This window comes from Vreelandella aquamarina, from assembly GCF_020075495.1.
Taxonomy (GTDB): Bacteria; Pseudomonadota; Gammaproteobacteria; order Pseudomonadales; family Halomonadaceae; genus Vreelandella; species Vreelandella aquamarina_A.
This window is the reverse complement of the sequence record NZ_JABYQT010000014.1, coordinates 1-24,943: the sequence shown is the minus strand read 5'-3', so window position 1 is coordinate 24,943 and position 24,943 is coordinate 1. Positions and strand designations below refer to the sequence as shown.

The 24,943-nt window shown below is 62.3% G+C and carries 22 protein-coding genes and 1 riboswitch; of the genes, 19 read left to right on the top strand and 3 right to left on the bottom strand.

The genetic code is table 11. From position 1 onward, the window contains the following. Positions 1-68: 68 nt before the first annotated feature. The 10 genes from HW452_RS15865 to HW452_RS15815 all read left to right on the top strand — a co-directional run bounded on the left by HW452_RS15865 (position 69) and on the right by HW452_RS15815 (position 10,761). Complete coding sequence (locus tag HW452_RS15865; RefSeq protein WP_224107075.1) at positions 69-1,085, top strand: hypothetical protein; 1,017 nt, start codon at positions 69-71, stop codon at positions 1,083-1,085. Between the two features lie 95 nt (positions 1,086-1,180). Further along, positions 1,181-2,191, top strand: coding sequence for a hypothetical protein (locus HW452_RS15860; protein ID WP_224107074.1), 1,011 nt, complete (start codon positions 1,181-1,183; stop codon positions 2,189-2,191). 95 nt (positions 2,192-2,286) lie between these two features. Beyond that, complete coding sequence (locus HW452_RS15855) at positions 2,287-3,300, top strand: hypothetical protein (protein ID WP_224107073.1); 1,014 nt, start codon at positions 2,287-2,289, stop codon at positions 3,298-3,300. A 93-nt stretch (positions 3,301-3,393) separates the two neighbouring features. Next, positions 3,394-4,398 (top strand): hypothetical protein, encoded by a 1,005-nt coding sequence (locus tag HW452_RS15850; protein ID WP_224107072.1) that lies wholly within the window; start codon positions 3,394-3,396, stop codon positions 4,396-4,398. 241 nt (positions 4,399-4,639) lie between these two features. After that, positions 4,640-5,119 carry a hypothetical protein gene (locus HW452_RS15840; RefSeq protein ID WP_224107071.1) on the top strand — a complete coding sequence of 160 codons (480 nt, stop codon included), beginning with the start codon at positions 4,640-4,642 and terminating at the stop codon, positions 5,117-5,119. 263 nt (positions 5,120-5,382) lie between these two features. After that, complete coding sequence (locus HW452_RS15835) at positions 5,383-5,889, top strand: DUF805 domain-containing protein (protein WP_224107070.1); 507 nt, start codon at positions 5,383-5,385, stop codon at positions 5,887-5,889. 63 nt (positions 5,890-5,952) lie between these two features. Next, positions 5,953-6,157, top strand: a riboswitch (cobalamin riboswitch). A gap of 141 nt (positions 6,158-6,298) precedes the next feature. Beyond that, positions 6,299-8,101 (top strand): TonB-dependent receptor domain-containing protein, encoded by a 1,803-nt coding sequence (locus HW452_RS15830; protein WP_224107069.1) that lies wholly within the window; start codon positions 6,299-6,301, stop codon positions 8,099-8,101. Between the two features lie 22 nt (positions 8,102-8,123). Beyond that, positions 8,124-9,017 (top strand): cobalamin-binding protein, encoded by an 894-nt coding sequence (locus HW452_RS15825; protein WP_224107068.1) that lies wholly within the window; start codon positions 8,124-8,126, stop codon positions 9,015-9,017. Next, the gene (locus HW452_RS15820; RefSeq protein WP_224107067.1) at positions 9,017-9,997 is read left to right on the top strand and encodes a FecCD family ABC transporter permease; all 981 of its coding nucleotides are present in this window, start codon (positions 9,017-9,019) and stop codon (positions 9,995-9,997) included. The genes HW452_RS15825 and HW452_RS15820 overlap by 1 nt, the downstream gene beginning before the upstream one ends. Then, on the top strand, positions 9,997-10,761 hold the full coding sequence (locus tag HW452_RS15815) for an ABC transporter ATP-binding protein (protein WP_224107066.1): 765 nt from the start codon (positions 9,997-9,999) through the stop codon (positions 10,759-10,761). The genes HW452_RS15820 and HW452_RS15815 overlap by 1 nt, the downstream gene beginning before the upstream one ends. Before the next feature lie 5 nt (positions 10,762-10,766). On the opposite strand, the gene HW452_RS15810 is transcribed toward HW452_RS15815, so the two are convergent. Then, entirely contained in the window at positions 10,767-11,525 is a 759-nt protein-coding gene (locus tag HW452_RS15810; RefSeq protein WP_224107065.1) for an ABC transporter ATP-binding protein, read from the bottom strand. Next, positions 11,522-12,568, bottom strand: a complete 1,047-nt coding sequence (locus tag HW452_RS15805; protein WP_224107064.1) for a FecCD family ABC transporter permease — start codon at positions 12,566-12,568, stop codon at positions 11,522-11,524. Before HW452_RS15805 ends, HW452_RS15810 begins: the two co-directional genes overlap by 4 nt. Before the next feature lie 299 nt (positions 12,569-12,867). Between HW452_RS15805 and HW452_RS15800 the strand changes: the two genes are divergently transcribed. From HW452_RS15800 to cobJ, 9 genes are read left to right on the top strand one after another with little or no spacing between them, the layout of a single operon-like run. Continuing rightward, positions 12,868-14,580 (top strand): AAA family ATPase, encoded by a 1,713-nt coding sequence (locus HW452_RS15800; RefSeq protein WP_224107063.1) that lies wholly within the window; start codon positions 12,868-12,870, stop codon positions 14,578-14,580. Beyond that, on the top strand, positions 14,577-15,164 hold the full coding sequence (gene cobO, locus HW452_RS15795; RefSeq protein ID WP_224107062.1) for a cob(I)yrinic acid a,c-diamide adenosyltransferase: 588 nt from the start codon (positions 14,577-14,579) through the stop codon (positions 15,162-15,164). Before HW452_RS15800 ends, cobO begins: the two co-directional genes overlap by 4 nt. Continuing rightward, positions 15,164-16,552 carry a cobyrinate a,c-diamide synthase gene (locus HW452_RS15790; RefSeq protein ID WP_224107061.1) on the top strand — a complete coding sequence of 463 codons (1,389 nt, stop codon included), beginning with the start codon at positions 15,164-15,166 and terminating at the stop codon, positions 16,550-16,552. The genes cobO and HW452_RS15790 overlap by 1 nt, the downstream gene beginning before the upstream one ends. After that, positions 16,539-17,639, top strand: a complete 1,101-nt coding sequence (cobW, locus tag HW452_RS15785; protein WP_224107060.1) for a cobalamin biosynthesis protein CobW — start codon at positions 16,539-16,541, stop codon at positions 17,637-17,639. The genes HW452_RS15790 and cobW overlap by 14 nt, the downstream gene beginning before the upstream one ends. Beyond that, a complete protein-coding gene (cobN, locus tag HW452_RS15780; protein WP_224107059.1) occupies positions 17,639-21,454 on the top strand; it encodes a cobaltochelatase subunit CobN in 3,816 nt (1,271 codons plus the stop codon). Before cobW ends, cobN begins: the two co-directional genes overlap by 1 nt. Continuing rightward, a complete protein-coding gene (locus HW452_RS15775) occupies positions 21,451-22,605 on the top strand; it encodes a cobalamin biosynthesis protein CobG (protein ID WP_224107058.1) in 1,155 nt (384 codons plus the stop codon). Before cobN ends, HW452_RS15775 begins: the two co-directional genes overlap by 4 nt. Continuing rightward, the gene (locus HW452_RS15770; protein WP_224107057.1) at positions 22,589-23,218 is read left to right on the top strand and encodes a precorrin-8X methylmutase; all 630 of its coding nucleotides are present in this window, start codon (positions 22,589-22,591) and stop codon (positions 23,216-23,218) included. Before HW452_RS15775 ends, HW452_RS15770 begins: the two co-directional genes overlap by 17 nt. Then, a complete protein-coding gene (gene cobI, locus HW452_RS15765; protein ID WP_224107056.1) occupies positions 23,215-23,940 on the top strand; it encodes a precorrin-2 C(20)-methyltransferase in 726 nt (241 codons plus the stop codon). The genes HW452_RS15770 and cobI overlap by 4 nt, the downstream gene beginning before the upstream one ends. Then, positions 23,937-24,683, top strand: a complete 747-nt coding sequence (gene cobJ, locus HW452_RS15760; RefSeq protein WP_224107055.1) for a precorrin-3B C(17)-methyltransferase — start codon at positions 23,937-23,939, stop codon at positions 24,681-24,683. Before cobI ends, cobJ begins: the two co-directional genes overlap by 4 nt. Here the strand turns inward: cobJ and HW452_RS15755 are convergent. Beyond that, the coding region (locus HW452_RS15755; RefSeq protein WP_224107054.1) for a precorrin-6A/cobalt-precorrin-6A reductase at positions 24,659-24,943 on the bottom strand (285 nt) is incomplete at its 5' end. The two genes, cobJ and HW452_RS15755, sit on opposite strands and share 25 nt — an antisense overlap.

The following is a 24,943-nucleotide window of genomic DNA, read 5'->3' as shown; positions in this document are numbered from 1 at the left end:
GCGGCGGACTGATGTTATTTACCAAATGGGTTGCCAATCATAAGGGACCCGACACATAACGATGCTCAATGACTGATTTGACACCCATTATCTACACTGACACCGCGCATACCTCTGAGAAGTTTTTATGGCCGCGTTCAGAGCCTTGCCACCACGGCAAGCGCTTTCGCTTATCCGCAGCTTCTGGGCAGCAGCTGACCTATCGTCACCCAACCGAAGCCTTATTCCCCGCTCGAGAGCTGGTGGATATGCCACCTAAACGATTGCGTGAGCTTGAGCAGATGCCCAATCACTCGCCTCGGCCAAGTGATCGTCCTAAGCATCCGCTACGGTGGGATGAAGAGTGCCTGCGCTATACAAGTCAGACTAAAACTAATTTTATAATTGGAGTTTTCCGTGGGCTCGGTATGGTAGGTTTACTTTTTTTCATACCTATTCTTTTTCTTTCTTCTATTTATATTTCATATTTAACTTCAAAATATGACTCTGGCAATATACTTGTAAATATATTTTTTAATTTTGATTGGTTTTTTTTTCTAGCAGTATTTATTTTTTTATTCACGATGTGGGGAGGAGCAAATCTACTTTATCGATTGTTTCCCGACTATACCTCTGGCTTCCAGCCAGGCCCTATGTGGGAGCTGAATCGACGTACGGGCATGGTCAAAGTATTCGCTAATTCTGCTAAGAAAAGCACTGCCTGGAAGGTGGCACATGAATTACCCTTCCATGAATTTGATTGTTATATTCAAAGCTCGCCGACCTCCCAAGGCATTGCACAATACAACCTAAGCCTTGTGCACTACAGCGTTGAGGCCCATGTTGCGCTGGTGGGGATGTTTGGGGTCACCAGTCGCCTGGATCAATTGGCTGCCTGGGACATGCTGCAGCGTTTTATGGATACTTCTCAGCCCTTGCCAGACTCGCCACAGTGGGAACAGTTCCGTTCGCTTGACCCTACCACTTTGGAGTGGGACAAAGAAATAGCGCGACCTCCACGTTTTTGGCGAGATATGGAGGATGAAGCGTTCAATCAGAAGATAGTGGAGCTGCAAGACCGGCTCTCGGCGTTTTATTTCGGTTAAGCTTCTTTCATGCATTTGTGGCAGGGCGGTGGTTAACTGCAGATAAACCGCTCTGCTAGCATGGCAGCCTGCATTTACATAAGAACGATACAGCAATGACTGATTTGACACCCATTATCTACACTGACACTGCGCATACTTCTGAGAAGTTTCTATGGCCGCGTTCAGAGCCTTGCCACCACGGCAAGCGCTTTCGCTTGTCCGCGGCTTCAGGGCAGCGGCTTGCCTTTCGTCACCCAACCGAAGCCTTATTCCCAGCTCGTGAGCTAGTGGATATGCCCCCTAAACGATTGCGTGAGCTTGAGCAGATGTCCAATCACTCGCCTCGGCCAAGTGATCGCCCTGAGCATCCACTAAGGTGGGATGAAGAGTGTCTACGTTATACCAGTCAGACGAAAATTAATTTTCTTATTGGGGTTGTTCGCGGCTTAGGAATGGTTAGTTTTTTCCTTTTTTTATTTGTTGCCGTTGTTGGAAATGTAATCATTTTTTTTGCTTCATTTTCCAACTCTGACATAGAGTTCAGAGGTTTTTTTATTTGGTCCGTAAAAGTTTTTTCTATAGCTTTGCCCTTGTGCTTATTAATGTGGGGAGGCGCAAATTTACTTTATCGTTTTTTTCCCAACTATACTTCTGGCTACCAGCGTGGCCCTATGTGGGAGCTAAATCGACGTACGGGCATGGTCAAGATTTTTGCTAATTCTGCCAAGAAAAGCACCGCCTGGAAGATAGCCCATGAATTGCCCTTCCATGAATTCGATTGTTATATCCAAAGCTCGCCGACCTCCCAAGGCATTGCACAATACAACCTAAGCCTTGTGCACTACAGCGTTGAGGCCCATGTTGCGCTGGTGGGGATGTTTGGGGTCACCAGTCGCCTGGATCAATTGGCTGCCTGGGACATGCTGCAGCGTTTTATGGATACTTCTCAGCCCTTGCCAGACTCGCCACAGTGGGAACAGTTCCGTTCGCTCGATCCGACCACCTTGGAGTGGGATAAAGAAATAGCGCGACCTCCCCGTTATTGGCGGGATATGGATGATGAAGCGTTCAATCAGAAAATAGTGGAGCTGCAGAATCGCCTCTCGGCGTTTTATTTCGGTTAAGCTTCTTTTATGCATTTGTGGCAGGGCGGTGGTTAACTGCAGATAAACCGCTCTGCTAGTATGGTAGCCTGCATTTACATAAGAACGATACAACAATGACTGATTTGACACCCATTATCTACACTGACACTGCGCATACCTGCGAGAAGTTTTTATGGCCGCGTTCCGAGCCTTGCCACCACGGCAAGCGCTTTCGCTTGTCCGCGGCCTCAGGACAGCGGCTAGCGCCAAGAAAGCCTACTATCAGTATACCTCCTGTTGCGAAAGGACTTGAGTTAATTACTCCTGCACAGTTACGAAATATTGAAAGTCAACCAGATTTCTCACCTCGCCCAAAAGGCTATAAGCAATATCCGATAAGGATGGATGAAGAGTGCTTGCGTTACTCAAGTCAGACTAAGTTAGATTTTATTGTCGGGGTTGTTCGTGGCCTTGGAATGGTAGGTTTTTTCCTTTTTCTATTTGTAGCTATTGTAGGGAATATTCTAGTTTTTTTTGTCTCTTATGCTGAACAAGGAAGAGACTTCAAAGAATTTTTCTTCATGTCTATAAAAATTTTTTCTATAGCACTACCCGTATGTTTGTTAATGTGGGGAGGGGGGAATCTTATTTATCGAATTTTTCTTAATTTTTCTACAGGTTACCAACCGGGCCCTATGTGGGAGTTAAATCGGCGAACGGACATGGTCATAGTCTTTGCCAATTCTGCTAAGAAAAGCACCGCCTGGAAGGTAGCCTATGAATTACCCTTCTATGAGTTCGATTGTTATATACAAAGCTCGCCGATGTCCCAGGGCATTGCACAATACAACCTAAGCCTTGTGCACTACAGCGATGAGGCCCATGTTGCGCTAGTAGGGATGTTCGGAGTCACCAGTCGCCTAGATCAATTGGCTGCCTGGGACATGGTTCAGCGCTATATGGATACATCACAGCCTTTACCTGACATACCTGTTTTTGAGATGTACCGCTCTCTTGATCCTACAACAATCCAAGCGGACAAAGAGATAGACCGCCCACCCCGTTATTGGCGGGATATGGATGATGAAACATTCAATCATAAAATAGTGGAGCTGCAAGATCGCCTCTCGGAATTTTATTACGGTTAAGCTTCTTTTGCTCATCAATGGCAGAGCGGTGGACTGATGTTATTTACCAAATGGGTTGCCAATCATAAGGGACCCGACACATAACGATGCTCAATGACTGATTTGACACCCATTATCTACACTGACACCGCGCATACCTCTGAGAAATTTTTATGGTCGCGCTCCGAGCCTTGCCACCATGGCAAGCGCTTTCGCTTATCAGCGACTTCAGGTCAACAGCTGCCGTATCGCCATCCGTCTGAGCCGTTGTTTCCGGCTAGCGAGCTTGTTAATACTCGGCCTAGACGGTTGCGCGAGCTAGAGCAAATGCCTAATCACTCACCCCGCCCAGTTGACCGGCCAGAGCACCCGCTACGCTGGGATGAGGAATGCCTTCGTTATACGAGTCAAACAAAAATAAATTTTATAATTGGTGCTTTACGTGCTTTAGGAATGGTTGGTTTTTTTTTAGGTTTATTTGTTTTATGCGCCTCATTTTTTCTAACTCTTTTTTTTCCTTCTCAAGATATAAATTTAAAAGAAGAGTTAATTCTAGATTTTTTAACTAATGGAGCAATCATAGGATTTTTTTTATTCCTCTGGGCGGGGGGGGATATTATTTATCACTTTTTTCCTAGCTTTACTTCAGGCTATCAGCCAGGCCCCATGTGGGAGCTTAATCGCCGCACAGGCATGGTTAAAGTATTTACCAACTCAGCTAAGAAAAGTACTGCATGGAAGGTGTCGCATGAACTTCCTTTTCATGAGTTTGATTGTTACCTGCAAAGCTCTCCCTCGTCGCAAGGCATTGCACAATACAACCTAAGCCTTGTGCACTACAGCGTTGAGGCCCATGTTGCGCTGGTGGGGATGTTCGGGGTCACCAGTCGCCTGGATCAATTGGCTGCCTGGGATATGCTGCAGCGTTTTATGGATACTTCTCAGCCCTTGCCAGACTCGCCACAGTGGGAACAGTTCCGTTCGCTTGACCCTACCACTTTGGAGTGGGACAAAGAAATAGCGCGACCTCCACGTTTTTGGCGAGATATGGAGGATGAAGCGTTCAATCAGAAGATAGTGGAGCTGCAAGACCGGCTCTCGGCGTTTTATTTCGGTTAAGCTTCTTTCATGCATTTGTTGTAGAGCGGTGGTTAACTGCAGATAAACCGCTCTGCTAGGTTCTATCGAAAAGTCGGCTCTCAATACCCGTTACGATAAGCTGACCAGTAGCTTTAAAGCCATGGTGACGCTGGCCTGCATCGAACGATGCACGAGAGCTGACTTTTCAGACAGAACCTGGATCGCCTGATGCGACACAACGGGGCCTAGCCCCAAAATCTATAAAAAGGACATGAACACCATGAAACGAACTGCAACGCTCTGCCTCATGCTGAGCATCATGATGACTTTCTTGCCCCTATCTGTTGCCTCAGATACTGCCACGGAATCTACATTTGCCCCAAGCGATGCATCAAGTGCGCACCCGGCTGAATATTACCAATATGCCGCTGAACTCTTCTCCAAGGGCGACCAGGAGGAGGCGGCCTTCTGGTTCTATGCTGGCCAACTCCGGTATCGGATTCACCTTACCGCCCGCCCGGATTTACCGCCCTCCGGTGACCCCGCACTATTTGCCTCTCTCCACTCGGTTGTCGGGCAACAGATCAATGGGTACCTGGGTGGCGAGCCAGATATCTGGAAAGCCACCATCAAGCGTGTGCTGGCATGGGACGAGGCGACAGAAAATGCATTCACCCCAAAGCGTGAATATCCTGAGGCGCATGCCGAGCAGCGCCAGGGGCTGGAGGGATTGCTTGAAGAGCTTGAGCGGCACTACTGAGCTTTTTTCTCGGGCCCGGGGCTGAGGGCTGCTTCGAAAAATCGTCAGATGCCCCCGTCCGTTAAAGGTTTAGCGCGCGCGAATGGCTTGATCAGCTTAGGCGAGAAGCATTTGATGTAAGAGATATCTTAATATCGTGTAGGACATTGACTATCTGTCATCAAAGGCGATTGAACGCCCAGATTGATTTGCTAATCTGCGCTTTTCCGCTGCGGGCAGCTCATGCCTTGCAATCTCGATGATTCGCTTGAAAAGGTAATTGGATGAACACCCTTGCGACGAATAGCGACGCTACGTTGACTGATAGTCCTGCTGGCGGTTATCAGCCGCGCATGCTTCAAATTCGCGGTCGAATCGGTCGGCTAAGATACATAGCCTATTCGCTCAGCTTGACTTTACTGTTTTTTAGCATGGCTTTTCTCACTATCGAAGTGATACCTCGATTCACCGAGGATGCGTTATTGCGTCAGATATTCTCCATAGCCATGTTGTTTAGCACCATTGTCATGGGGTTGATGGCAGCTGTCTTGACCATTCGTCGTCTCAATGACCTGAACGCCACGGGCTGGGCCGTTATCGTGGCTCTTGTGCCCATGATCAATCTCATATTCACGCTCTTTCTGGTATTCGGGCCGGGTAGCAAGGGTGAAAATCGCTATGGGCGGCCGCCTGTTCCCAACGGGCGCAATGTGCATCTCGCGCTGACATCGATGATTCTGTTTAGCCTGCTGATGTTCGCCCTGTTTGGCATGTATGGCAGCGCTGCGTAACGCGAGCACGCCAAAAAGCGATAATCTCCGCGATTTGAATTGACCCTTCAAGTCCGGCTTGCTAGCTTACGTCCACTTTCAGGTGCTGGCGGCCAAAGCCGCTGGTGAAACGGGAAGTTGGTGTTCATTCCGACGCTGCCCCCGCAACGGTGATCAAGTCAAGAGCCCTCGAGACCACTGTGCTGTCAACGGCATGGGAAGGGGAGTGCTTAAAAGCGCAGCTGCTTTGCTTGTCAGCCCGGAGACCGGCCTGAACGATAAGGCATCAAGCCAGACAGACCGGACGCGGTGGATTCCCGGAATGGGTGGCAGAGGCTGATGGGTCGCTGCCCCTTTCTTGTGCGTTCCATTGCGCCCGGCGATAAAAACCTCGCTGTGCGGGTTGGCGCAGCGCGCAAGGGACCTTTTCATGTTCAAGCATTTTCCTGCCGCCACGCTGCTTGCCAGCCTGGCCGCACTGCCCGTGGCGGCTCACGCCCAGGCGGTCGAATCCCGTTCAACGGCGTCAGCCGCGCTCGACCCGGTCGTGGTCACGGCAACGCTTGCCCCGCGCACCGCCGGGCAGAGCCTTTCTTCTGTCACGGTACTGGATGAAGCCACGCTGCGCCGCCAGGATCCGGTGAACATTACTGACCTGCTGCGTGGCCAGCCGGGGGTAGATGTGAGTACCAACGGCAGCTTTGGAAAAAACAGCAGTGTCTATCTTCGTGGAACCGGCAGTAGCCAGAACGTGCTTCTGATCGATGGTATCCGCCTGCGCTCGGCGACCAGCGGTGGCGCGGCCTGGTCGTCTCTCGACCCGCGCATGTTCGAGCGCGCCGAGATCCTGCGAGGTCCCCGGGGCAGCCTTTACGGTGCCGACGCCATGGGCGGGGTGATCCAGCTCTTTACCCACCAGGCAGATGCTGATGGCCCAGCGCCGCGCTTCTCCTTCGGTGGCGGTTCATTCAACACGGCACGTGCCAGCGCCGGTATCAGCGGGAGCGAGGGCGGCACCCGCTACAGCTTCGCCGCCAGCCACTTCAATACCGATGGCCAACCCGTTCGCCAAGGCGGCGACGACAAGGGGTTCGATAACACCACAGCGCTCGCCAAGGTCTCGCACACGCTCGATAACGGTGTCGAACTCGGCGTACTGGCTCTGCGTGCTCGTGGCAACAATGAGTACGACGGCGGCGAGAACGATTTCGTTCAACAGGTGGCAGGCGTTTACGTGGAGATACCCGTGGCCGATCAGTGGCGCTCGCGGGTGACCCTCTCCGAGGCGCGTGATGAAAGCGACAACATCGACACCTTCGGCAATTCCACCTTCGATAGCCAGATCCGCACCGCACGGTGGGAGAACACCTTCATCGCCGGCCCGCACGAGTTCATCGCCGGCGCCGAGTACAGCGAGGACAAGGTCGACAGCATCGTCGACTACGACGAAACCAGCCGCGATAACCAGGCCGTGTTCACCCAGGCGCTGTTCGATTTCGCCCCGCTCACACTGCAGGCCAGCGCACGCTTCGACAGCAACGAGAGCTACGGCGACGAACTGACCGGGAGCGTGGGCGTAGGGGTGGATGTAGATGCCCATCACACCCTGCGTGCCAGTTACGGCACGGCCTTCAACGCGCCTACCTATAACCAGCTTTACTACCCGGACTTCGGCAACCCGGATCTCGAATCTGAAACCTCGGAAACCGTGGAGCTGGGCGTACGCGGCCAATATGCCGACTGGTTCTGGGATGCCGCGATCTACCAGACTGACATCGACAACCTGATTGCCGGGCAGGCCGAGCAGTTCAACGTGCCCACCTCGCGTATTCGCGGCGCCGAGCTTTCTGGCGGTGTGGAAATTGACGAGTGGTCGCTGGCCTTCGCGCTCACCTATACCGACCCGGAAAACCGCCTGACCGGCAAGCGCCTGCAGAACCGGGCAACGCAAGGCCTGCGTCTTGATCTGGACCGTGAGCTGGGCGAGTGGTCGCTGGGTGGTTCGTGGGTGGCGCAGGGCCATCGCTACCGCGATGCGGACAATCAAGACCAGCTTGGCGGCTACGGTCTTGTCGACCTGCGCGGGGGCTGGCAGTTTGCGCCGCTCTGGAGCGCACGCCTCACACTGGAGAACGTATTGGACCATGATTACATCACTACGCGCTCGTTTGACGGCGCTGATTACTTGAGCGCCGGTCGGGCGGCCTTTCTGAGCGTGCATTTTGGCCAGTGATGCCCGCCTGCGGGCGTGCCGGGTGAGCGGCAGGGTATTGTGCCTGGCGCTGTGCCTGGCGGCTGGCACGGCGCAGGCGCATCACCATGGGCGCTGCGTGGTCGATGACCTTGACCGGGAAGTGTGCCTGCACAACCCCGCTCGGCGCATTGCCACGCTTTCACCCGGCGCCACCGAGCTTACCTACGCCGCCGGCGCCGGCGATCAGGTCGTGGCAGTGGTCTCCTACAGCGATTACCCGCCCGCGGCGAAGGCGGTGGTCTCAGTGGGCAGCCACACCCGCATCGATCTCGAGGCGCTGGTGAGCCTGGCACCGGACCTTGCGGTTGGCTGGGTAAGTGGCAACCCCACCGAACAGTTGGAAACCCTGGAAACGCTGGGGGTCGCCGTGTTCTATATCGAGCCCCGCAGCATCGAAGGGGTGGCCAACGCGATCGAACGCCTGGCCCGCCTGGCGGGCACCGAACAGGCCGGGCAGCGCGTGGCGGATGCTTTTCGCAAGCAGATGGGCAGGCTGGAAAAGCAGTACGCCGAGCGCCCGCCAGTCAGTACGTTCTACCAGGTATGGAATGAACCGTTGATGAGTGTGAATGACCAGCACTTGATCGGTCAGGTCATCCAGCTGTGTGGCGGCACCAACGTGGTCGGCGAGCAGCCCCGCCTGGTGCCGCGTCTGGACGACGAGACGGTGCTGGCCGCCGACCCCGAAGCCATCGTGGCCGGCGGGATGGGCGAGGAGAGCTCCCTCTGGTTGACGTACTGGGAGCAGTACCCGAACCTGACCGCCGTTGCCAACCATCATCTTTTCTTTGTTCCGCCATCGCTGATTCAGCGCCCTACGCCCCGTCTGGTGCAGGGCACCAAGATTCTCTGTGACCAGCTGGAAAGCGTACGCCAGCAGCGTGGTGCCAGGTAATGTGGCACCTGCGCGGCCACTCGAGCCTGCCTCTGGGCTTGCTTGTGCTTGCCGCGCTGGGGGCCCTGCTGCTGGCGCTTGGCCTGGGCAGCGCGTCGCTATCGATGAGTGAGCTGTGGGCGGCGGTGCGGGGCCAGGGCGGGCCCTTGGCCGACACGCTTGTCTGGGAGCTGCGCCTGCCGCGTGCACTGAGCGCCTTCGCCGTGGGCGGATTGTTGGCGGTGGCCGGCGCGCTGATGCAGGTGCTGCTGCGCAATCCGCTGGCCGACCCTTACGTACTGGGGATTTCCGGCGGCGCCTCGGTGGGCGCGCTGGCGGCCATGCTGGCGGGCCTTGGCGCACTGCTGATCTCCGGCGCTGCCTTTATCGGGGCGCTTTTCTCGACCCTGCTGGTGTTCGGGCTGGCCCATGGACGCGGCGGCTGGACCCCGGCCCGGCTTCTGCTGACCGGCGTCGTGGTGGCGTCTGGCTGGGGCGCGGTCATCACGCTGATGCTCGCGCTCAGCCCGGCAGAGCGCCTGCCGGGCATGCTTTATTGGCTGATGGGCGATCTCACCTACGCCCGGACGCCCTGGCCGCCGCTGTTGCTGCTGGCTGGTGTCTGCCTGGTGCTGATGCCGCTGGGGCGTAGTCTCAACGTGCTGGCCCGCGGTTCGCTTCAGGCGGCGGCGCTTGGCGTGAACGTGCGAGCGCTGGAGTGGGGGATCTATCTGCTTGCCAGCCTGCTGACGGCCACGGCGGTTACCACCGCCGGCAGTATCGGGTTCGTAGGGCTGGTGGTGCCACACATGCTGCGCCTCATCGTGGGTAACGACCAGCGCCGGCTGTTGCCCGCCTGCGCCCTGGCGGGCGGCACCTTGCTGGTACTCGCCGATACCCTGGCGCGCACCCTGATCGCTCCGGAGCAGCTGCCGGTGGGCGTGATTACCGCGCTGCTGGGTGCCCCCACGTTCTTGTTTCTGCTGCACCGGAGCCGCTGATGGGAGTGCTCGCTGCCCATCAGTTGGTGATCGACGTACCCAACCGAATCACGCAGCCGCTCGACCTTGTCATCGAGCCTGGCCAGGTGTGGGGCGTGCTTGGCCCCAATGGCGCCGGCAAGACGACCCTCCTGCATACCCTGGCCGGGCTGCGCGCGCCGCGCTCGGGTAGCGTGACGCTGGATGCCACGCCGCTTGCCCGCCTGGGCCGTCGCCGGGCGGCGCAACGTCTCGGGCTCGTCTTTCAGGAGCGCCTGGAAAGCTTCCCCGCTACCGTGCTGGAAACCGCGCTGATTGGCCGCCACCCGTTTCTCGCCGCCTGGCAGCAGGAGAGCCATGCCGATCATGCCCGCGCGCAGCAGGCGCTTGAGCGCCTGGATATCGCCCACCTGGGGCAGCGCCTGGTGAATACACTTTCCGGCGGCGAACGCCAGCGGGTGGCGCTTGCCACGCTGTTGACCCAGAATCCGGCCATCTGGCTGGCCGATGAGCCCACCAACCATCTGGATCTTCAGCACCAGAGTGGCGTAATGGCGCTGATGGCCGGGCAGGCCAGAGAAGGTAAAAGCGTGATGATGTGCCTGCACGATCTCAACCTGGCATCGCGCTGGTGCGATCACGTACTGCTGCTCTACCCGAGCGGCGAGGCGCGCGCTGGCGAGCGCGATGCGCTGTTGACCACGGAGATTCTGGAGCCGCTTTTTCAGCAGCGGCTGGCGGTGGGGGATATCGACGGTCAGCAGGTGTTCGTGCCCAGGCACTAATGGGGTCAGGCGTGATAGAACCGCATCACCTGTTCGCCATTGTCGCCGGCCAATAGCTCGGCCTGCACACCGAATGTCTGCTGCAGCCGCGTTGGCGTGAGAACTTCGCCGGGCTTGCCCACGCCGACCAGTTGCCCGCCATCCATGATGCCCAGCCGGTCGCAGGTCATGGCCTGGTTAAGGTCGTGCAGGGTGATGATCACCGTGATGGGCAGTTGCCTGACCAGCTCGAGAATCGATAGCTGATGGCGGATATCCAGGTGGTTGGTGGGCTCGTCCAGCAGCAGGATTTTCGGCTGCTGCGCCAGCGCCCGAGCGATATGCACGCGCTGGCGCTCGCCGCCGGAAAGCGTATGCCAGAGCCTGCCTGCCATGTGCGCCATATCCACGTCCACTAGCGCCTGGTCCACGATGGCATCGTCCTCTTTGGCCCAGGCGCGCAGCGCCGAGAGAAACGGCGTGCGACCCAGCGCCACCACCTGGCGCACCTGAATGCGGTCAGTGGTTTCGGCCTGCTGCTCCACCAAGGCGATGGACTGGGCGATATGGCGCTGGCGCATCCTGGCCAGAGGCGTACCCCCCAGCAGCACGCGGCCGGTCTTGGGTTTGCCTAGCCCTGCCAGCAGGCGCAGCAGGGTAGTCTTGCCCGAGCCGTTGGGCCCAACCAGCCCGAAGGTCTGGCCAGACGCTACTGCAAGGGAAACGTTCTCGAGCAGGGTATGGCCGTGAACCCGCCAGCTCAGGTTTTCAGCGCTCAGGTTCATGGGGCGCTTCTACCTCTGACCAGAATCAGCGCAAACGCCGGCGCCCCGATCAACGAGGTAACCACTCCGATGGGCAGCACCTGCCCCGGTACGATCACCCGCGAAAGAATATCCGCGCCAATCAGAAACAGCGCACCCGCCAGCGCCGAAGCGGGCACCAGGCGTGTATGCTGGCTGCCGACGATAAAGCGCATGGCATGCGGGATCACCAACCCCACAAAACCAATGGCCCCGACCATGGAAACCATGACGGCGGTGACCAGCGCCATGGCAATGATCAGCAAGGCGCGGATGGGGCGCACGGCAATGCCCATGGAGGCGGCGCTGTCGGCGCCGAAGGTAAACGCATCCAGCGCCCGCCGATGCCACAGGCAGATCAGCAGGCCGCCGAGTGCTGCAGGCAGTGCCAGCGCCGCATCCGCCCAGCGCACGCCGGAAAGGTTGCCCAGCAGCCAGAACATGATGCCGCGGGCCTGCTCGGCGTTGGCAGATTTGGCGATGATGAAGGCGGTCAGCGCGTTGAACAGCTGGGAACCGGCAATGCCCGCCAGGATGATGGCCCCGGCGGCCTGGGTGGCGCGCCCGCCGCCGGTAGGGCTGCTGGCCGCGTGAGCCAGAAGTACCACCAGGCCAAACGCCAGCCCGGCGCCGGCAAAGGCCCCGGCGGAAAGCGTCAGCGCCCCCGCGCCCAGGCCCGCGACCATGACCGCCACCGCGCCGGTAGAAGCTCCCGCTGAAATGCCCATTAGATAAGGGTCAGCCAGGGGGTTGCGCAAAAGCGCCTGAAGCACGACGCCCGCCAGCGCCAAGCTGGCGCCGCAGCAGGCCGCCACCACGGCGCGGCTAAGGCGATAGTTCCAGATGATGCCGGCATCGATACGATCCACCGCGTACTCCGCCCCCCACAGCTGGTTGGCGAGCACCTTGAGGATCGTATCGACGGAGATCGATGTTTCGCCGATGGCGGTGCCCGCCAATAGCGCAGCCAGCAGCATTGGCGGGGCCAGCCAGCACCCGTTCAGGTGTGGGCGGATGAATGTCATGGGAGTCACTTCCAGATACCGATGGGTGTAAACTCGGCGGGTGGCCGAAGGCGCAAGGATAACCCATCAAGCGCCTGGCGTGTGGGAGGGCGCAGAGGGCAGGCTGGCCTGGGCCTTGTGCTTTCCTTATACTAACGGGTCATTGTAAAGGCTTTTTCGGCGCTTGGCTCCATCGTTATCTTCTTGACAGTTATGAATAATTTTCAAGTGCACTACGTCGCTTGCAGGTGTTTAACTCCTGCCCAACCCGCTGTTTTCATTGCTGCCAACGCCGCCTTTTCACCGCGGTAGGAGTTTACGTGTCAGAGTTCCCGTTTGCCGCCGTGGTCGGCCAGCACGCGCTCAAGCAGGCGCTTTTGCTCAACGCCGTCAACCCGCGTATCGGCGGGGTACTGATCAGTGGCCCGCGGGGCAGCGCCAAATCTACCCTGGCCCGGGCACTGGCCGCCATTCTGCCCGCCACGCGCCTAGGCCCGTCGCCGTTTGTCACGCTGCCGCTCGGGGCAAGCGAGGAGCGCCTGACCGGCAGCCTGGATATACAGAAGGTGCTCACCGAGCGCGAGGCCGCCTTTCACGAAGGGCTTCTGGCCAAGGCGCACGGTGGCGTACTCTACGTCGATGAAGTCAACCTGCTGCCCGACACCCTGGTGGATCTGCTGCTCGATGTAGCCGCCAGCGGCGTCAATATCGTCGAGCGTGATGGCCTGAGCCACTCTCACCCGGCGCGTTTTGGCCTGATCGGCACTATGAACCCGGACGAAGGCGAGCTGCGCCCGCAGCTGCTGGACCGCTTCGGCCTCTGCCTGGAGCAGCCGGCAGTGATCAGCGTGGAAGAGCGCATCGCCATCGTGCGCCAGCGCGAAGCATTCGACCGTGACCCGGCAGGTTACACGGCGGATTTCGAGGCCGAGCAGCGCCTGCTGACCCAGCGCATCGAACGTGCCCGTGAGCGGCTCGACACGATAAGCGCTCCGGACTGGGTATACGAGCAGATCGCCAGGCGCAGCGAGGCGGCGGGCGTCGAAGGCCTGCGCGCCGATGTGACCTGGCACCGCGCCGCCCAGGCCCACGCCGCCTGGCGGGGCGGGGAAGCCATCGATCAGACCGATATCGACACCGTCTCCCCCTGGGTGCTTTCGCATCGGCGCACCCAGGAAGAAGCGCCGCCCGCGCCAGACAATCCGCCGCCACCGGAGCAGGGCGGCAGCGGCGGCTCACCGTCGAACGGTAGCCATGGCCGGGAGCAAAGCGGCCAGGGGCAGTCGGGAGCCGGGCAGTGGGGCGCCATGCCGCCCGTCAGCCAGGCCATGCAGGCGGAAACGGCGGCCATACCTGACCCGGCCACGCCACCACTCGCTCAGCACTACGCAGCCGAAGGCGGCGCGCGCAAGGGCCGCCAGCTAGGCCAGGGGGCGTTCAAGCGCACCCCGGCCCCCGCGCCGCGCCTGGATACCTTTGCCACCCTTGCCGCCAATCGCGGCGCCTGGCCCTGGCGTAAACTCTGCTACCGCCCGGCGCGGGCCGGGCAGCCAAAGGTGCATCTGGTGCTGCTGGATACCTCCGGCTCGACCCTGAATCAGCGCCTGCTGGGCCGGGCCAAGGGCTTTATCGAGTCGCTCACCCGCCAGGCATATGTGAGGCGCGAGCAGATGGCGGTGTTCGGCTTTGGCAATGACACCATTACCTCGTTGCTTCCCCGCCAGCGTGCGCCCAAGAGCCTGGCGGCCCAGCTCGATTCGGCGGATGGCGGGGGCGGCACGCCGCTGCGCGACATGCTCGTTCAGGCAGGCCAGCTGGTGCGCCAGTGGATGCGCCGCGAGCCCGGCCTCTCGATCCTCACCTACCTGATTACCGACGGCCGCACCCGCGAATCCCTGACGGGCCTGGCGCCTTTGGGCGACTGCCTGGTGCTGGACACCGAACAGGCTCGGGTCAAGCGCGGCCAGGGGCCAAGGCTTGCCCGGGAGCTTGACGCACGCTACTGCACACTGCCAATCAAGGAGTTTTCATGACGGACCATCAACGTCGCATGCAGCGCAAGAAAGACGTGGTCGACGAGCGCATCGAAAAGGCCACCGAGGAGCGCGGCGTGCTGATTCTCATGAAGGGCAACGGCAAGGGCAAGAGCAGTTCCGCCTTCGGCACCCTGGCGCGCTCGCTGGGCCACGGCAAGCGAGGCGCCGTCATCCAGTTCATCAAGGGCCGCCGGGAAACCGGCGAGTATCTCTTCTTTCGCGACCACCCACGGCTTACGTGGCAGATCATGGGCCAGGGCTTCACCTGGGAGACCCAGGACCGCGCCCGCGACATCGAAGCCGCCGAGGCCGCCTGGGCGGTGGCGAAGGGGCTTCTGGAAAACCCCGCCATCGACCTCATCGTGCTCGATGAAATGAGCTACATGTTCAAGTACGGCTATCTCGACGTGGCACCCATAGTCGAGGCGCTCCGAAACCGCCCGGTGCACCAGAACGTGATCATCACCGGGCGCACCATGGCAACGCCCTTGCAGGAGATCGCCGATACCATCAGCGTGGTGAACGATGAGCGCCACGCCTTTCGCGCCGGCGTCAAGGCGCAAGCGGGGATCGAATACTGATGAGCACACCCTCTGCCCGCTGCCCCGCGCTGTTCATCTCGGCACCCGCCTCAGGCCAGGGGAAAACCACGCTAACCGCCGGGCTTGCGCGGCTTTTGCGTAACCAGGGCAAGGTGGTGCGGGTGTTCAAGACCGGCCCGGATTATCTCGACCCCCAAATACTCGCTCAGGCCTCCGGCCAGCCGGTGGATCAGCTCGACTTATGGATGGCCGGTGAGGCTTACTGCCGCCAGCGCTTTCATGACGCCGCTCTCGAGGCCGACTTGATTCTGGTGGAAGGCGCCATGGGCCTTCATGACGGCGAGCCATCCAGCGCCGATTTAGCCGCGCTGTTTGGCATTCCCCTGGCCATCGTGATGGACGTCAAGGGCATGGCCCAGACCGCCGCCGCGCTGGTCGCGGGGCTCGCTGGCTTTCGTGACGACATTCAGATTGCCGGGCTGATCGCCAATAACTGCGGCTCCCAGCGCCACCGGGAGCTGATCGAAGGCGCGTTGCCTGACGCCATACCGTTTCTGGCCGCCGTGCCCCGTGACCCTGAACTGGCACTGCCCGAGCGCCATCTGGGGCTGGTACAGGCCGAAGAGATTCGTTCTGAGCTGGAAGTTCGTTTCGAGGCCGCAGCACAGGCGCTGGAAGCCGCGGGCTTGCTGGACGCGCTGGCCACGCTTTCGCCGGTCAGTTTCAGTGCGCCGACCGAGGCGCTTGCTGCGGTGCCGCAGGCACTGGCCGGGCAGACGATAGGCGTGGCCCGCGATGCGGCGTTCAGCTTTATCTATCAGGCCAACCTGGATGTGCTGGCGCAAATGGGCGCGCGCGTGCGCTTTTTCTCACCGCTTGCCGATGCCGAGCTGCCCGCGTGCGACGCGCTCTGGCTGCCCGGCGGCTACCCGGAGCTGCACGCGAAGGCGCTGGCGGCGAACACCGCCCTGCGCGATGCCATCAAGGACTTCTTTGGTGTGGGTAAGCCCATTCTCGCCGAGTGTGGCGGCCTGCTGTACAGCCTGGAAACGCTGACCGACTACGCCGAGAACACGCACGCCATGCTCGGTTTACTGCCGGGGCGCGGCGCCATGCGGGGCCGCCGCGGCTGCCAGGGCATGCAGACCGCCGAGCTGCCCGAAGGGCCGATTCGCGGCCATGCCCACCACCGCTCCATGGCCGAGCAAACGCCCGAGCCCATCGCCCACGGGCGCCGTCAGCGCCACCCGGCACCCGGCGAGCCGATCTACCGTGCCGGGCGGCTGACCGCGACCTACCTGCACCTGTTTTTCCCGAATAACCCGGCCGCGGTGGCGCGTCTTTTCAGCCGTGCTCCCGGCAACGATTCAGCGCAGGCCCCGGCCGCAAGCTCACATATCGAGGAGTCCTTTCATGCAGCTAAATAAAATTCCCGCCACGGTGGTCACCGGTTTTCTGGGCAGCGGCAAGACCACGCTGCTCGCCAATATTCTGCGCCAGATCACCGGCAAGCGGATCGCCGTGATCGTCAACGAGTTCGGCGAGCAGGATATCGACTCCAGCCTGCTGCGCAGCTGTGCGCTCGACTGCGAACCCGGTGAAGGCCAGGCGCTCGAAGGTGACGACGGCATTTATGAGCTGGCCAACGGCTGTATCTGCTGCACCGTGGAAGAAGAGTTTCTGCCGGTGATGAAAAAGCTCGTCGAGCGGCGCGGGGATATCGACCATATCCTGATCGAGACCAGCGGCCTCGCGCTGCCCAAGCCCCTGGTGCAGGCGTTCAACTGGCCGGACGTGCGCCAGCACTGCACCGTGGATGCCATCATCACCGTGATCGACGGCCCCGCCGTGGCCGCCGGGCGCTTTGCCCACGACGAGGCGCGCGTCGCCGCCCAGCGCCTGGCGGATGACAGCCTGGACCACGACCCCAGCCTGCAGGAGCTTCTGGATGACCAGCTCAGCGCGGCGGATCTGGTGCTGGTGACCAAAACCGATCTGCTCAGCGTCGATGAAAAAGCCCGGGTGGAAGCGCTGGTGCAGGCGCGGGTGCCGGCATCGGTCAAGACGCTGTTCATCGACCAGACCCGGGCCACTGATACGGCCCAGCTGGAGGCCCTGATGGGCATTGGCGCCGCCAGTGAAGCGCATATCGACAAGATTACCAACCATCACGATAAGCACCACGCCGAAGGCGCGCACCACGACCACGCCCACGACCACTTCGACTCCTGCGTGGTGACGCTGGGCGAGGTGGATGGCGCGGCGCTTGAAAACACCCTGCAGGCGCTATTGAAAAGCCACGAGATCTACCGCGCCAAGGGCTTTGCCGCGATTCCTGGCAAGCCCATGCGCCGGGTGATTCAGGCGGTGGGCGAGCGCCTGGACGGCTACTTCGACCGCCTCTGGCGCCAGGACGAGCTGCGCCAGACCCAGCTGGTGTTCATCGGTCGCAAGCTCGATAGCGCCGAGCTGCACGAGGCGCTGGCCGCTGCCGAGACGGCCACGGCACCTTAATGCATCTATTTGCCGCCAAACCCGGGGGATTCGTCGACGATGAAGGCATCGTCGATCTTCAGCAAAGCCCCGCCGAGATCGTCATTCTCTCCGCCGCCGACAGCAATCTGTCGGCGCTGGCTCAGGCCGCCGAGCGGTTGGGGCAGGCGTACCCCTCGGTGCGCCTGGCCAACTGGATGAACCTGATCAAGCCGGCGGCGTACGATCTCTACGAAGATCGGGTGCTGGAAAAGGCCCGGGTAGTGGTGGTGTCGCTGCTGGGCGGCCAGGGGTATTGGCAGTACGGCTTTGATCGCCTGCTGGCCTGGGCGGCGGCCAAACCCGAGCGCCAGCTGATTCTGGTGCCGGGCTGCGACGCGCCGGACGATGCGCTGCTAAAAGCGTCCAGCATCGGTTTCGATGACGCCTACCGCGTGTGGCGTTTTCTGCGCGAAGGCGGCGTGGACAACGCCGAAGGGCTGTTGCGGTTCATCGCAAGTCGCTGCCTTGGGCAGGCGTTTGCCTGGCAGGAGCCCAGGGTGATTCCTGCGGCGGTCATCTACGCCCCGCAGCAAGGTGAATCGAGCCGCCCGGCGGCCAGCCTCAGCGAGTGGCGCCAGCGGTATGAAGGCGAGCGGCCGGTATGCCTGCTGCTGTTCTACCGCAGCCATTTGCAGGGCGCCAACACCGGCGTGATCGACGGCATGCTGGCCGCCCTCGAAGCCGAAGGGCTGGCGCCGCTGGCGGTGGCCGTGGCCTCGCTGAAGGAGGGGTCGTGCATCGAGTTCGCCAATCATCTCATCGAGCAGACCGGCGCCTCGCTGATCATCAACACCACCAGCTTTTCGGTGAACCGCAACGCCGATGAAACCAATGGGCTGGACGATGAAATGCCAAGCCTGTTCATCGGCCGGCCCGTGGTGCTCCAGGCGATGCTGGCCAGCAGCACGGTGGAGGACTGGCAGGGCATGGCCGCCGGGCTGCACAGCCGCGACGTGGCGATGCAGATCGTGCTGCCGGAAATGGACGGCCGGGTGATCACCCGCGCCGTCGGCTTCAAGGCGGAGGCCTTTTTCAACGAGCGCTGCCAGCTCTCGATCACCCACCACGCGCTGCACGCCGAGCGCGCGGCGTTCGTGGCCAGGCTTGCCCGGCGCTACCAGGCGCTTCGCGACACGCCGAACGCGCAAAAGCGGGTGGCCCTGGTGCTGGCCAACTACCCCAACCGGGACGGGCGCATCGGCAACGGCGTGGGGCTCGATACCCCGGCCTCCACGCGCAACATTCTGCTGGCGCTCGAAGGCGCCGGCTACCCGGTGGCGAACATTCCCGAAAGCGGCGACGCGCTGATTCATCTGCTCCAGGAGACGATCACCAACGACCACGCGGGCCTTGCGATTCGCGGCTGCTGGCAGAGCATTGGGGTGGACGAGTACCGCGCCTGGTTCGAAGCGCTGCCGCAGGCGCTCCAGAGCGCCGTTACGAGCCGCTGGGGCGCTCCGGAAGACGACCCGAAGTACCGAAGCGGCCGGCTGATGATTGCCGGCGTGCGCCTGGGCGAAACCTTCGTGGGTATCCAGCCCGAGCGCGATTTCGCCGATGACCTGACCCAGAGCTACCACGACATGGAGCTCGCCCCGCCGCACAGCTACCTGGCGTTCTATCTGTGGCTGCGGGAGCACTACCGGGTAGAGGCGGTGGTGCACGTGGGCAAGCACGGAAGCCTTGAGTGGCTGCCGGGCAAGAGCACCGCGCTTGGCGCCGAGTGCTGGCCGGACGTGGCGCTGGGACCGCTGCCGCATTTTTACCCGTTCATCGTCAACGACCCCGGCGAAGGGGCTCAGGCCAAGCGCAGAAGCCAGGCGGTGATCATCGACCACCTGATGCCGCCGCTCGCCCGCGCCGAGCTCTACGGCCCGATGGCGGAACTCGAGGCGCTGTGTGACGAGTACTACCAGGCGCTGGACATGGACCCGCGGCGCGAGGCGCTGATTCGCAGCCAGATTCTTGCGCACCTGCGCGACACCGGCATCGACCGGGAGCTCGCCCACGCGGTGAACGGTGAGTGCGAGGCCGAGATCCTCAACGCCCTGGATACCTTTCTGTGCGATATCAAGGAAGCCCAGATCCGCCACGGCCTGCACGTGCTGGGCGCGCCGCCGCCGCGTGAAAAGCGCGCGGGCACGCTGGTGGCGCTGCTGCGCCTGCCGCGAGGCGAAACCGCGGCAAGCCGCGGCCTGCTGCACAACCTGGCACGCGATCTGGCGCTCGATATCGACCCGCTGGCCGCCGGCAGCGAGCCGTGGCAGGGCGCCAGGCCCGCTATTCTCGCCGAGCAGCTGAATGCCCCCTGGCGCACCGGCGCGGACACCCGCGAGCGCCTGGAGCGCCTGGCCGAGCGCTGGGTCGACGAGTACGTGCTGGGCGACAGCTCCCTTGAGGCGCTGGCCCCCCATTACCCCGCCACCGCAGAGCAGCTGCGCTTTGCCCGCAGGCTGTGGGCGAGCATGCAGCGCGGCGTGACGCTGGAGATTCAGTCGCTGCTCGATGGCCTTGGCGGCCTTTTCGTACCCGCCGGCCCCAGCGGCGCCCCCAGCCGCGGGCGGCTGGATGTGCTTCCCACCGGGCGCAACTTCTTCAGCGTGGACAACCGCGCGATTCCATCGCCCGCCGCCTGGCGCCTGGGCGAAAAGTCCGCCCAGGCGTTCGTCGAGCGCTACCTGCAGGATAACGGCGACTACCCGCGCCGGCTGGGGCTTTCGATCTGGGGCACCGCCACCATGCGCACCGGCGGCGACGACATCGCCCAGGCCTTTGCGCTGATGGGCGTGCGCCCCCGGTGGTCGCTGGGTTCCCAGCGGGTGATCGATTTCGAGGTGATTCCCTCGATGCTGCTGAATCGCCCGCGGGTGGACGTGACGCTGCGGGTGTCCGGCTTCTTCCGCGACGCCTTTCCCAACGTGATCCGCCTGTTCGATGCCGCCGTCGAGGCGGTGGCGAACTTCGAAGAGCCCGGCGACAGCAACACCATCCGCCAGGCGGTGATGGCGCGCCAGAAAACGCTGCAAAACGAAGGCCTGAGCGCCGAGCAGGCGGCCCGGGAAGCCCGCTATCGCATCTTCGGCAGCAAGCCCGGCGAGTACGGCGCGGGGCTGAACTCGTTGATCGACAGCGGCGCCTGGGAGCACGCGGACGATCTCGCCGAGGCGTACCTGGCAAGTGGCGCCTACGCCTACGGCCAGTTCGAAGGCTCCGGAATCCGGGCCCGCGGCGCCTTCGAGCGCCAGATCAAGGGGCTGGATGCGGTGATGCACAACCAGGACAACCGCGAGCACGACATTCTCGATTCCAACAGCTACTACGCCTTTCAGGGCGGCATGGCGGGCGCGGTCCGCGCGCTTGGCGGCCAGGCGCCGGTGATCTACCACGCCGACCACGCCAACCCGGCGGTACCCAGGATTCGCACGCTGAAAGAAGAGCTTGCCCGGGTGATCCGCTCGCGGGTGCTCAATCCCAAGTGGATCAACGCCATGCGCGAGCACGGCTATAAAGGCGCGTTTGAAATGGCCGCCACGGTGGATTACCTGTTTGCTTATGACGCCACCACGGATCTCGTCGCCGATTACCAGTACGCTCAGGTGAGCGACGCCCTGGTGCTCGACCCCGCCAACCAGCAGTTTCTGCGCGAGCACAACCCAAGTGCGCTCGAGGAGATGGCCGAGCGGCTTTGCGAGGCCGCCCAGCGGGGCCTGTGGCAGGAACCCGGCGAGCACGGCGCGGCCCTTCAGGAGCTGCTGCTGGAGCTGGACGACGCCCGCGAGCGAGGCGGCCCATGAACGCGCCGCAAGTAAGGGGCTGGTGCCCCGGCGCCTGGCGGCCCATGCAAACCGGCGACGGGTGGCTGGTGCGCGTGCGCCCGCCGCTGGGGGAACTGACCCGTGCCCAGGCGCTGGCGCTGTGCGAGGCGTCCGAGCGTTTCGGCAGCGGGCTGATCGAGCTCACCAATCGCGCCAACGTCCAGCTTCGCGGGGTGAGCGAAACCACCTGGCCGGGACTGATGGCGTTTTTGCTCGACTGTGGCCTGGTCGGGCGCGAGGAGGATGAGCGCTCGCCGCCCTTGATGCTCGCGCCGACGTGGCGCCCGGGCGACGACACCCACCGCGCCGCCCAGTGCTTGAGCGCCCGCGGCCAGGAATTCCCGGCGCTTCCCGCCAAGGTGGGCATCGCCGTGGACGCGGGCCACGCCCCGGTACTCACCGAGAGCCCGGCGGATGTTCGCATCGAGCGGGCCAAAGACGGCGGGCTTTTGGTGCGCGCCGAGGGCCACGCCAGCGGCACGCCGGTGGCGAGCCCGGAAGCCGCGGTGGCGCTCGTCATCCGGCTGTGCCGCTGGTTCGTGGCAAGCGGCGGGCGCGAGGCCGGGCGCATGGCCCGCCACCCAGCATCCCTTCCCGACTGGGCGCGCCCGACCGTCGTCCCGGCGCCCGCCGGTAGAATATTGACCCTTGGCAATCACCCCGAGGGCGTAGCGGTGGGGCTTGCGCTGGGCCGAGTGCAGGCGGGCTCACTTCGCGCGTTGGTCACGCCGCTTGCGCACGGCACGCTGCGGGTTACGCCCTGGCGGCGGCTGCTGATCCAGGGCGCGGAGCCTGCGCGCCTGCCCACCGCGCCGGACGTGATTACTCAAGGTGACGACCCGCGACTTTCCATCGACGCCTGCCCCGGCGCGCCGTTTTGCGCCCAGGCAAGCGTGGATACTCGATCAATGGCCGCGCGGCTGACACACCACAAGGCAGTCAGCCTGCACGTTTCCGGCTGCGCCAAGGGCTGCGCGCGCAGGCGCCCGGCGGCGGTGTGCCTGACCGGCCGCGATGGGCGCTTCGATGTACTGTTTGACGAGCGCGCCGACGGCGACCCCGCGGCGCGCGGGCTCACGGAGCCCGACGTATTGGACTTTTTGGAGAACTCGGGTGCCCTACACCTATGAAACCCACGGCCCGGCGATCTACCGGGAGTCGTTTTCGATCATCCGCCGCGAAGCAGAACTCGCCCGCTTCAGCGCGGAGGAAGAGGTCGTCGCCGTGCGCATGATTCACGCCGCGGGCCTCGTTGAGCTTGCTGCCCATATCCACTTTCAGGGCGATATGGTCAACAAGGCCCGCGCCGCCCTCGAGGCCGGCGCGCCGATTCTGTGCGATGCGCGCATGGTATCGGAAGGCATCACCCGCAAACGCCTGCCGGCGGACAACGCGGTGATCTGCACGCTCAACGACGAACGCACCCCGGCGCTGGCCGCGGAAATGGCCAACACCCGCTCGGCGGCGGCGCTCGAATTATGGCGCCCGCACCTTGAAGGCGCGGTGGTCGCCATCGGCAACGCGCCGACCGCACTTTTCCATCTGCTCAACATGCTCGAAGACCCCCACTGCCCGCGCCCGGCGGCGGTGATCGGCTGCCCGGTGGGCTTCGTGGGTGCGGCGGAGTCGAAAGAGGCGCTGTGGGAGAACCCCGCAATTCCCGGCTGCATCGTGCGCGGGCGCTTAGGCGGCAGTGCGGTGACCGTGGCGGCCATCAACGCCCTGGCGGATCGCGTCGAATGACTCGGGCCAGCGTATTTGGCGTGGGCCTGGGGCCGGGCTGTCAGGACCTGATGAGCGTGCGCGCCGACCGGCTGATTCGCGGCGCGACCCACATTGCCTATTTTCGCAAGAAGGGCAAAAAGGGCCACGCCCGCAGCATCGTCGAAGGGCTGCTCGCCGAGGGCGTGACCGAGCTTGCCATGGAGTACCCGGTCACCACCGAGATCCCGTTCGACGACCCGCGCTACAACCAGCTTCTGGCTAGCTTCTACGAGGAGTGCGTGGCGCAGCTCATGGAGACGGTCGAGGCGGGCGCGAGCGTGGTGGTGCTGTGCGAAGGCGACCCGTTCTTCTACGGCTCGTTCATGCATCTCTACACGCGGCTCTTGAGTCGCGTACCGGTCGAGGTGGTGCCGGGCATCACCGGCATGTCCGCGGCCTGGACCGCCACCGGCACACCCATCACCTGGGGCGACGACGTGCTGACCGTGGCGATGGCCACACTCCCGGAAGCGCAGCTTTGTGAGCGCATCCAACAAACCGACGCCCTGGTGGTGATGAAGATCGGCCGGCATCTGGGCAAGCTGCGCCGGGCGCTGAAAAGCGCCGGGCGCGAGGACGACGCCTGGCTGATCGAGTACGCCGCCATGGAGAACCAGCGCGTGGTGCCGCTTCTGGATGCCGGCGAAAAAGTGCCGTACTTCTCCATCGTGCTGATTCACGGCAATGGGAGGCGCCCATGAGCTGGCTGAAGATCGTCGGGCTGGGGCCGGGCGCGGATTCGATGATTACCCCGGAAGTCACCGCCGCGCTCGACCAAGCCACGGACGTGGTGGGCTACGTGCCCTACGTCGAGCGCGTGGCCCCGCGGGCGGGCCTGACCCGCCACGGCTCGGACAACCGCGAGGAGATTCGCCGCGCCGAGGCCGCGCTCGAGATGGCCTGTGATGGCCGCCGGGTGGTGGTGGTCTCCTCCGGCGACCCCGGCGTGTTCGCCATGGCCAGCGCCGTTTTCGAGGCGCTGGAAGCGGGAAGGCCCGAGTGGCGTGAGCTGGATATCCAGGTGCTGCCGGGGATTTCCGCGATGCTCGCGGCGAGTGCCCGCGCCGGCGCGCCGCTGGGCCACGATTTCTGCTGCATCAATCTCTCCGACAACCTCAAGCCCTGGGCGCTGATCGAAAAGCGCCTGCGCCTGGCGGCCCAGGCGGATTTCGCCATGGCGTTCTACAACCCGCGCTCCAAATCCCGCCCGGTAGGGTTCGAGCGTACGCTGGAGGTGCTGATTGATGAGTGCGAGCCGGAGCGCGTGATCATCTTCGCCCGCGCGGTATCCACCCCGGAAGAGTCGATTCGCGTGGTGGCGCTTGGTGACGCCACCCCCGAAATGGCGGACATGCGCACTCTGGTGATCGTGGGATCAAAACAGACGCGGTTGATCGAGCGCAGCGGCGCGCCGCTGGTTTACACGCCGCGATCAGTGGCGTGATCGAGCCAGGCGAGCACGTCATCGACGCCGTGCACCTCTCGGCGGGCGGGAAGTGGTGGGCGCTCGATCATGACGACCGGCACGCCGAGCTGGTGGGCGGCGTCGAGCTTGGCGCGGGCGCCGTCGCCGCCGGCGTTCTTGCAGACGAGGCGGGTGACGCGGTGGCGCTTAAACAGCGCCAGATCGCCTTCCAGAGTGAACGGGCCGCGCTCGATCACCGCGGTGTGGTGGGCAAGCGGCAGCGGGCGGGTGGGTTCGTC

What these genes read in the sequence shown, in the direction of transcription:
- cobI (WP_224107056.1), top strand. Translation starts at nt 23,215, where the DNA reads ATGACTCGGGCCAGCGTATTTGGCGTGGGCCTGGGGCCGGGCTGTCAG.
- HW452_RS15850 (WP_224107072.1), top strand. Translation starts at nt 3,394, where the DNA reads ATGACTGATTTGACACCCATTATCTACACTGACACCGCGCATACCTCT.
- HW452_RS15860 (WP_224107074.1), top strand. Translation starts at nt 1,181, where the DNA reads ATGACTGATTTGACACCCATTATCTACACTGACACTGCGCATACTTCT.
- HW452_RS15775 (WP_224107058.1), top strand. Translation starts at nt 21,451, where the DNA reads ATGAACGCGCCGCAAGTAAGGGGCTGGTGCCCCGGCGCCTGGCGGCCC.
- cobJ (WP_224107055.1), top strand. Translation starts at nt 23,937, where the DNA reads ATGAGCTGGCTGAAGATCGTCGGGCTGGGGCCGGGCGCGGATTCGATG.
- HW452_RS15840 (WP_224107071.1), top strand. Translation starts at nt 4,640, where the DNA reads ATGAAACGAACTGCAACGCTCTGCCTCATGCTGAGCATCATGATGACT.
- cobW (WP_224107060.1), top strand. Translation starts at nt 16,539, where the DNA reads ATGCAGCTAAATAAAATTCCCGCCACGGTGGTCACCGGTTTTCTGGGC.
- HW452_RS15790 (WP_224107061.1), top strand. Translation starts at nt 15,164, where the DNA reads ATGAGCACACCCTCTGCCCGCTGCCCCGCGCTGTTCATCTCGGCACCC.
- HW452_RS15815 (WP_224107066.1), top strand. Translation starts at nt 9,997, where the DNA reads ATGGGAGTGCTCGCTGCCCATCAGTTGGTGATCGACGTACCCAACCGA.
- HW452_RS15805 (WP_224107064.1), bottom strand. Translation starts at nt 12,568, where the DNA reads ATGACATTCATCCGCCCACACCTGAACGGGTGCTGGCTGGCCCCGCCA.
- cobO (WP_224107062.1), top strand. Translation starts at nt 14,577, where the DNA reads ATGACGGACCATCAACGTCGCATGCAGCGCAAGAAAGACGTGGTCGAC.
- HW452_RS15865 (WP_224107075.1), top strand. Translation starts at nt 69, where the DNA reads ATGACTGATTTGACACCCATTATCTACACTGACACCGCGCATACCTCT.
- cobN (WP_224107059.1), top strand. Translation starts at nt 17,639, where the DNA reads ATGCATCTATTTGCCGCCAAACCCGGGGGATTCGTCGACGATGAAGGC.
- HW452_RS15855 (WP_224107073.1), top strand. Translation starts at nt 2,287, where the DNA reads ATGACTGATTTGACACCCATTATCTACACTGACACTGCGCATACCTGC.
- HW452_RS15835 (WP_224107070.1), top strand. Translation starts at nt 5,383, where the DNA reads ATGAACACCCTTGCGACGAATAGCGACGCTACGTTGACTGATAGTCCT.
- HW452_RS15830 (WP_224107069.1), top strand. Translation starts at nt 6,299, where the DNA reads ATGTTCAAGCATTTTCCTGCCGCCACGCTGCTTGCCAGCCTGGCCGCA.
- HW452_RS15820 (WP_224107067.1), top strand. Translation starts at nt 9,017, where the DNA reads ATGTGGCACCTGCGCGGCCACTCGAGCCTGCCTCTGGGCTTGCTTGTG.
- HW452_RS15810 (WP_224107065.1), bottom strand. Translation starts at nt 11,525, where the DNA reads ATGAACCTGAGCGCTGAAAACCTGAGCTGGCGGGTTCACGGCCATACC.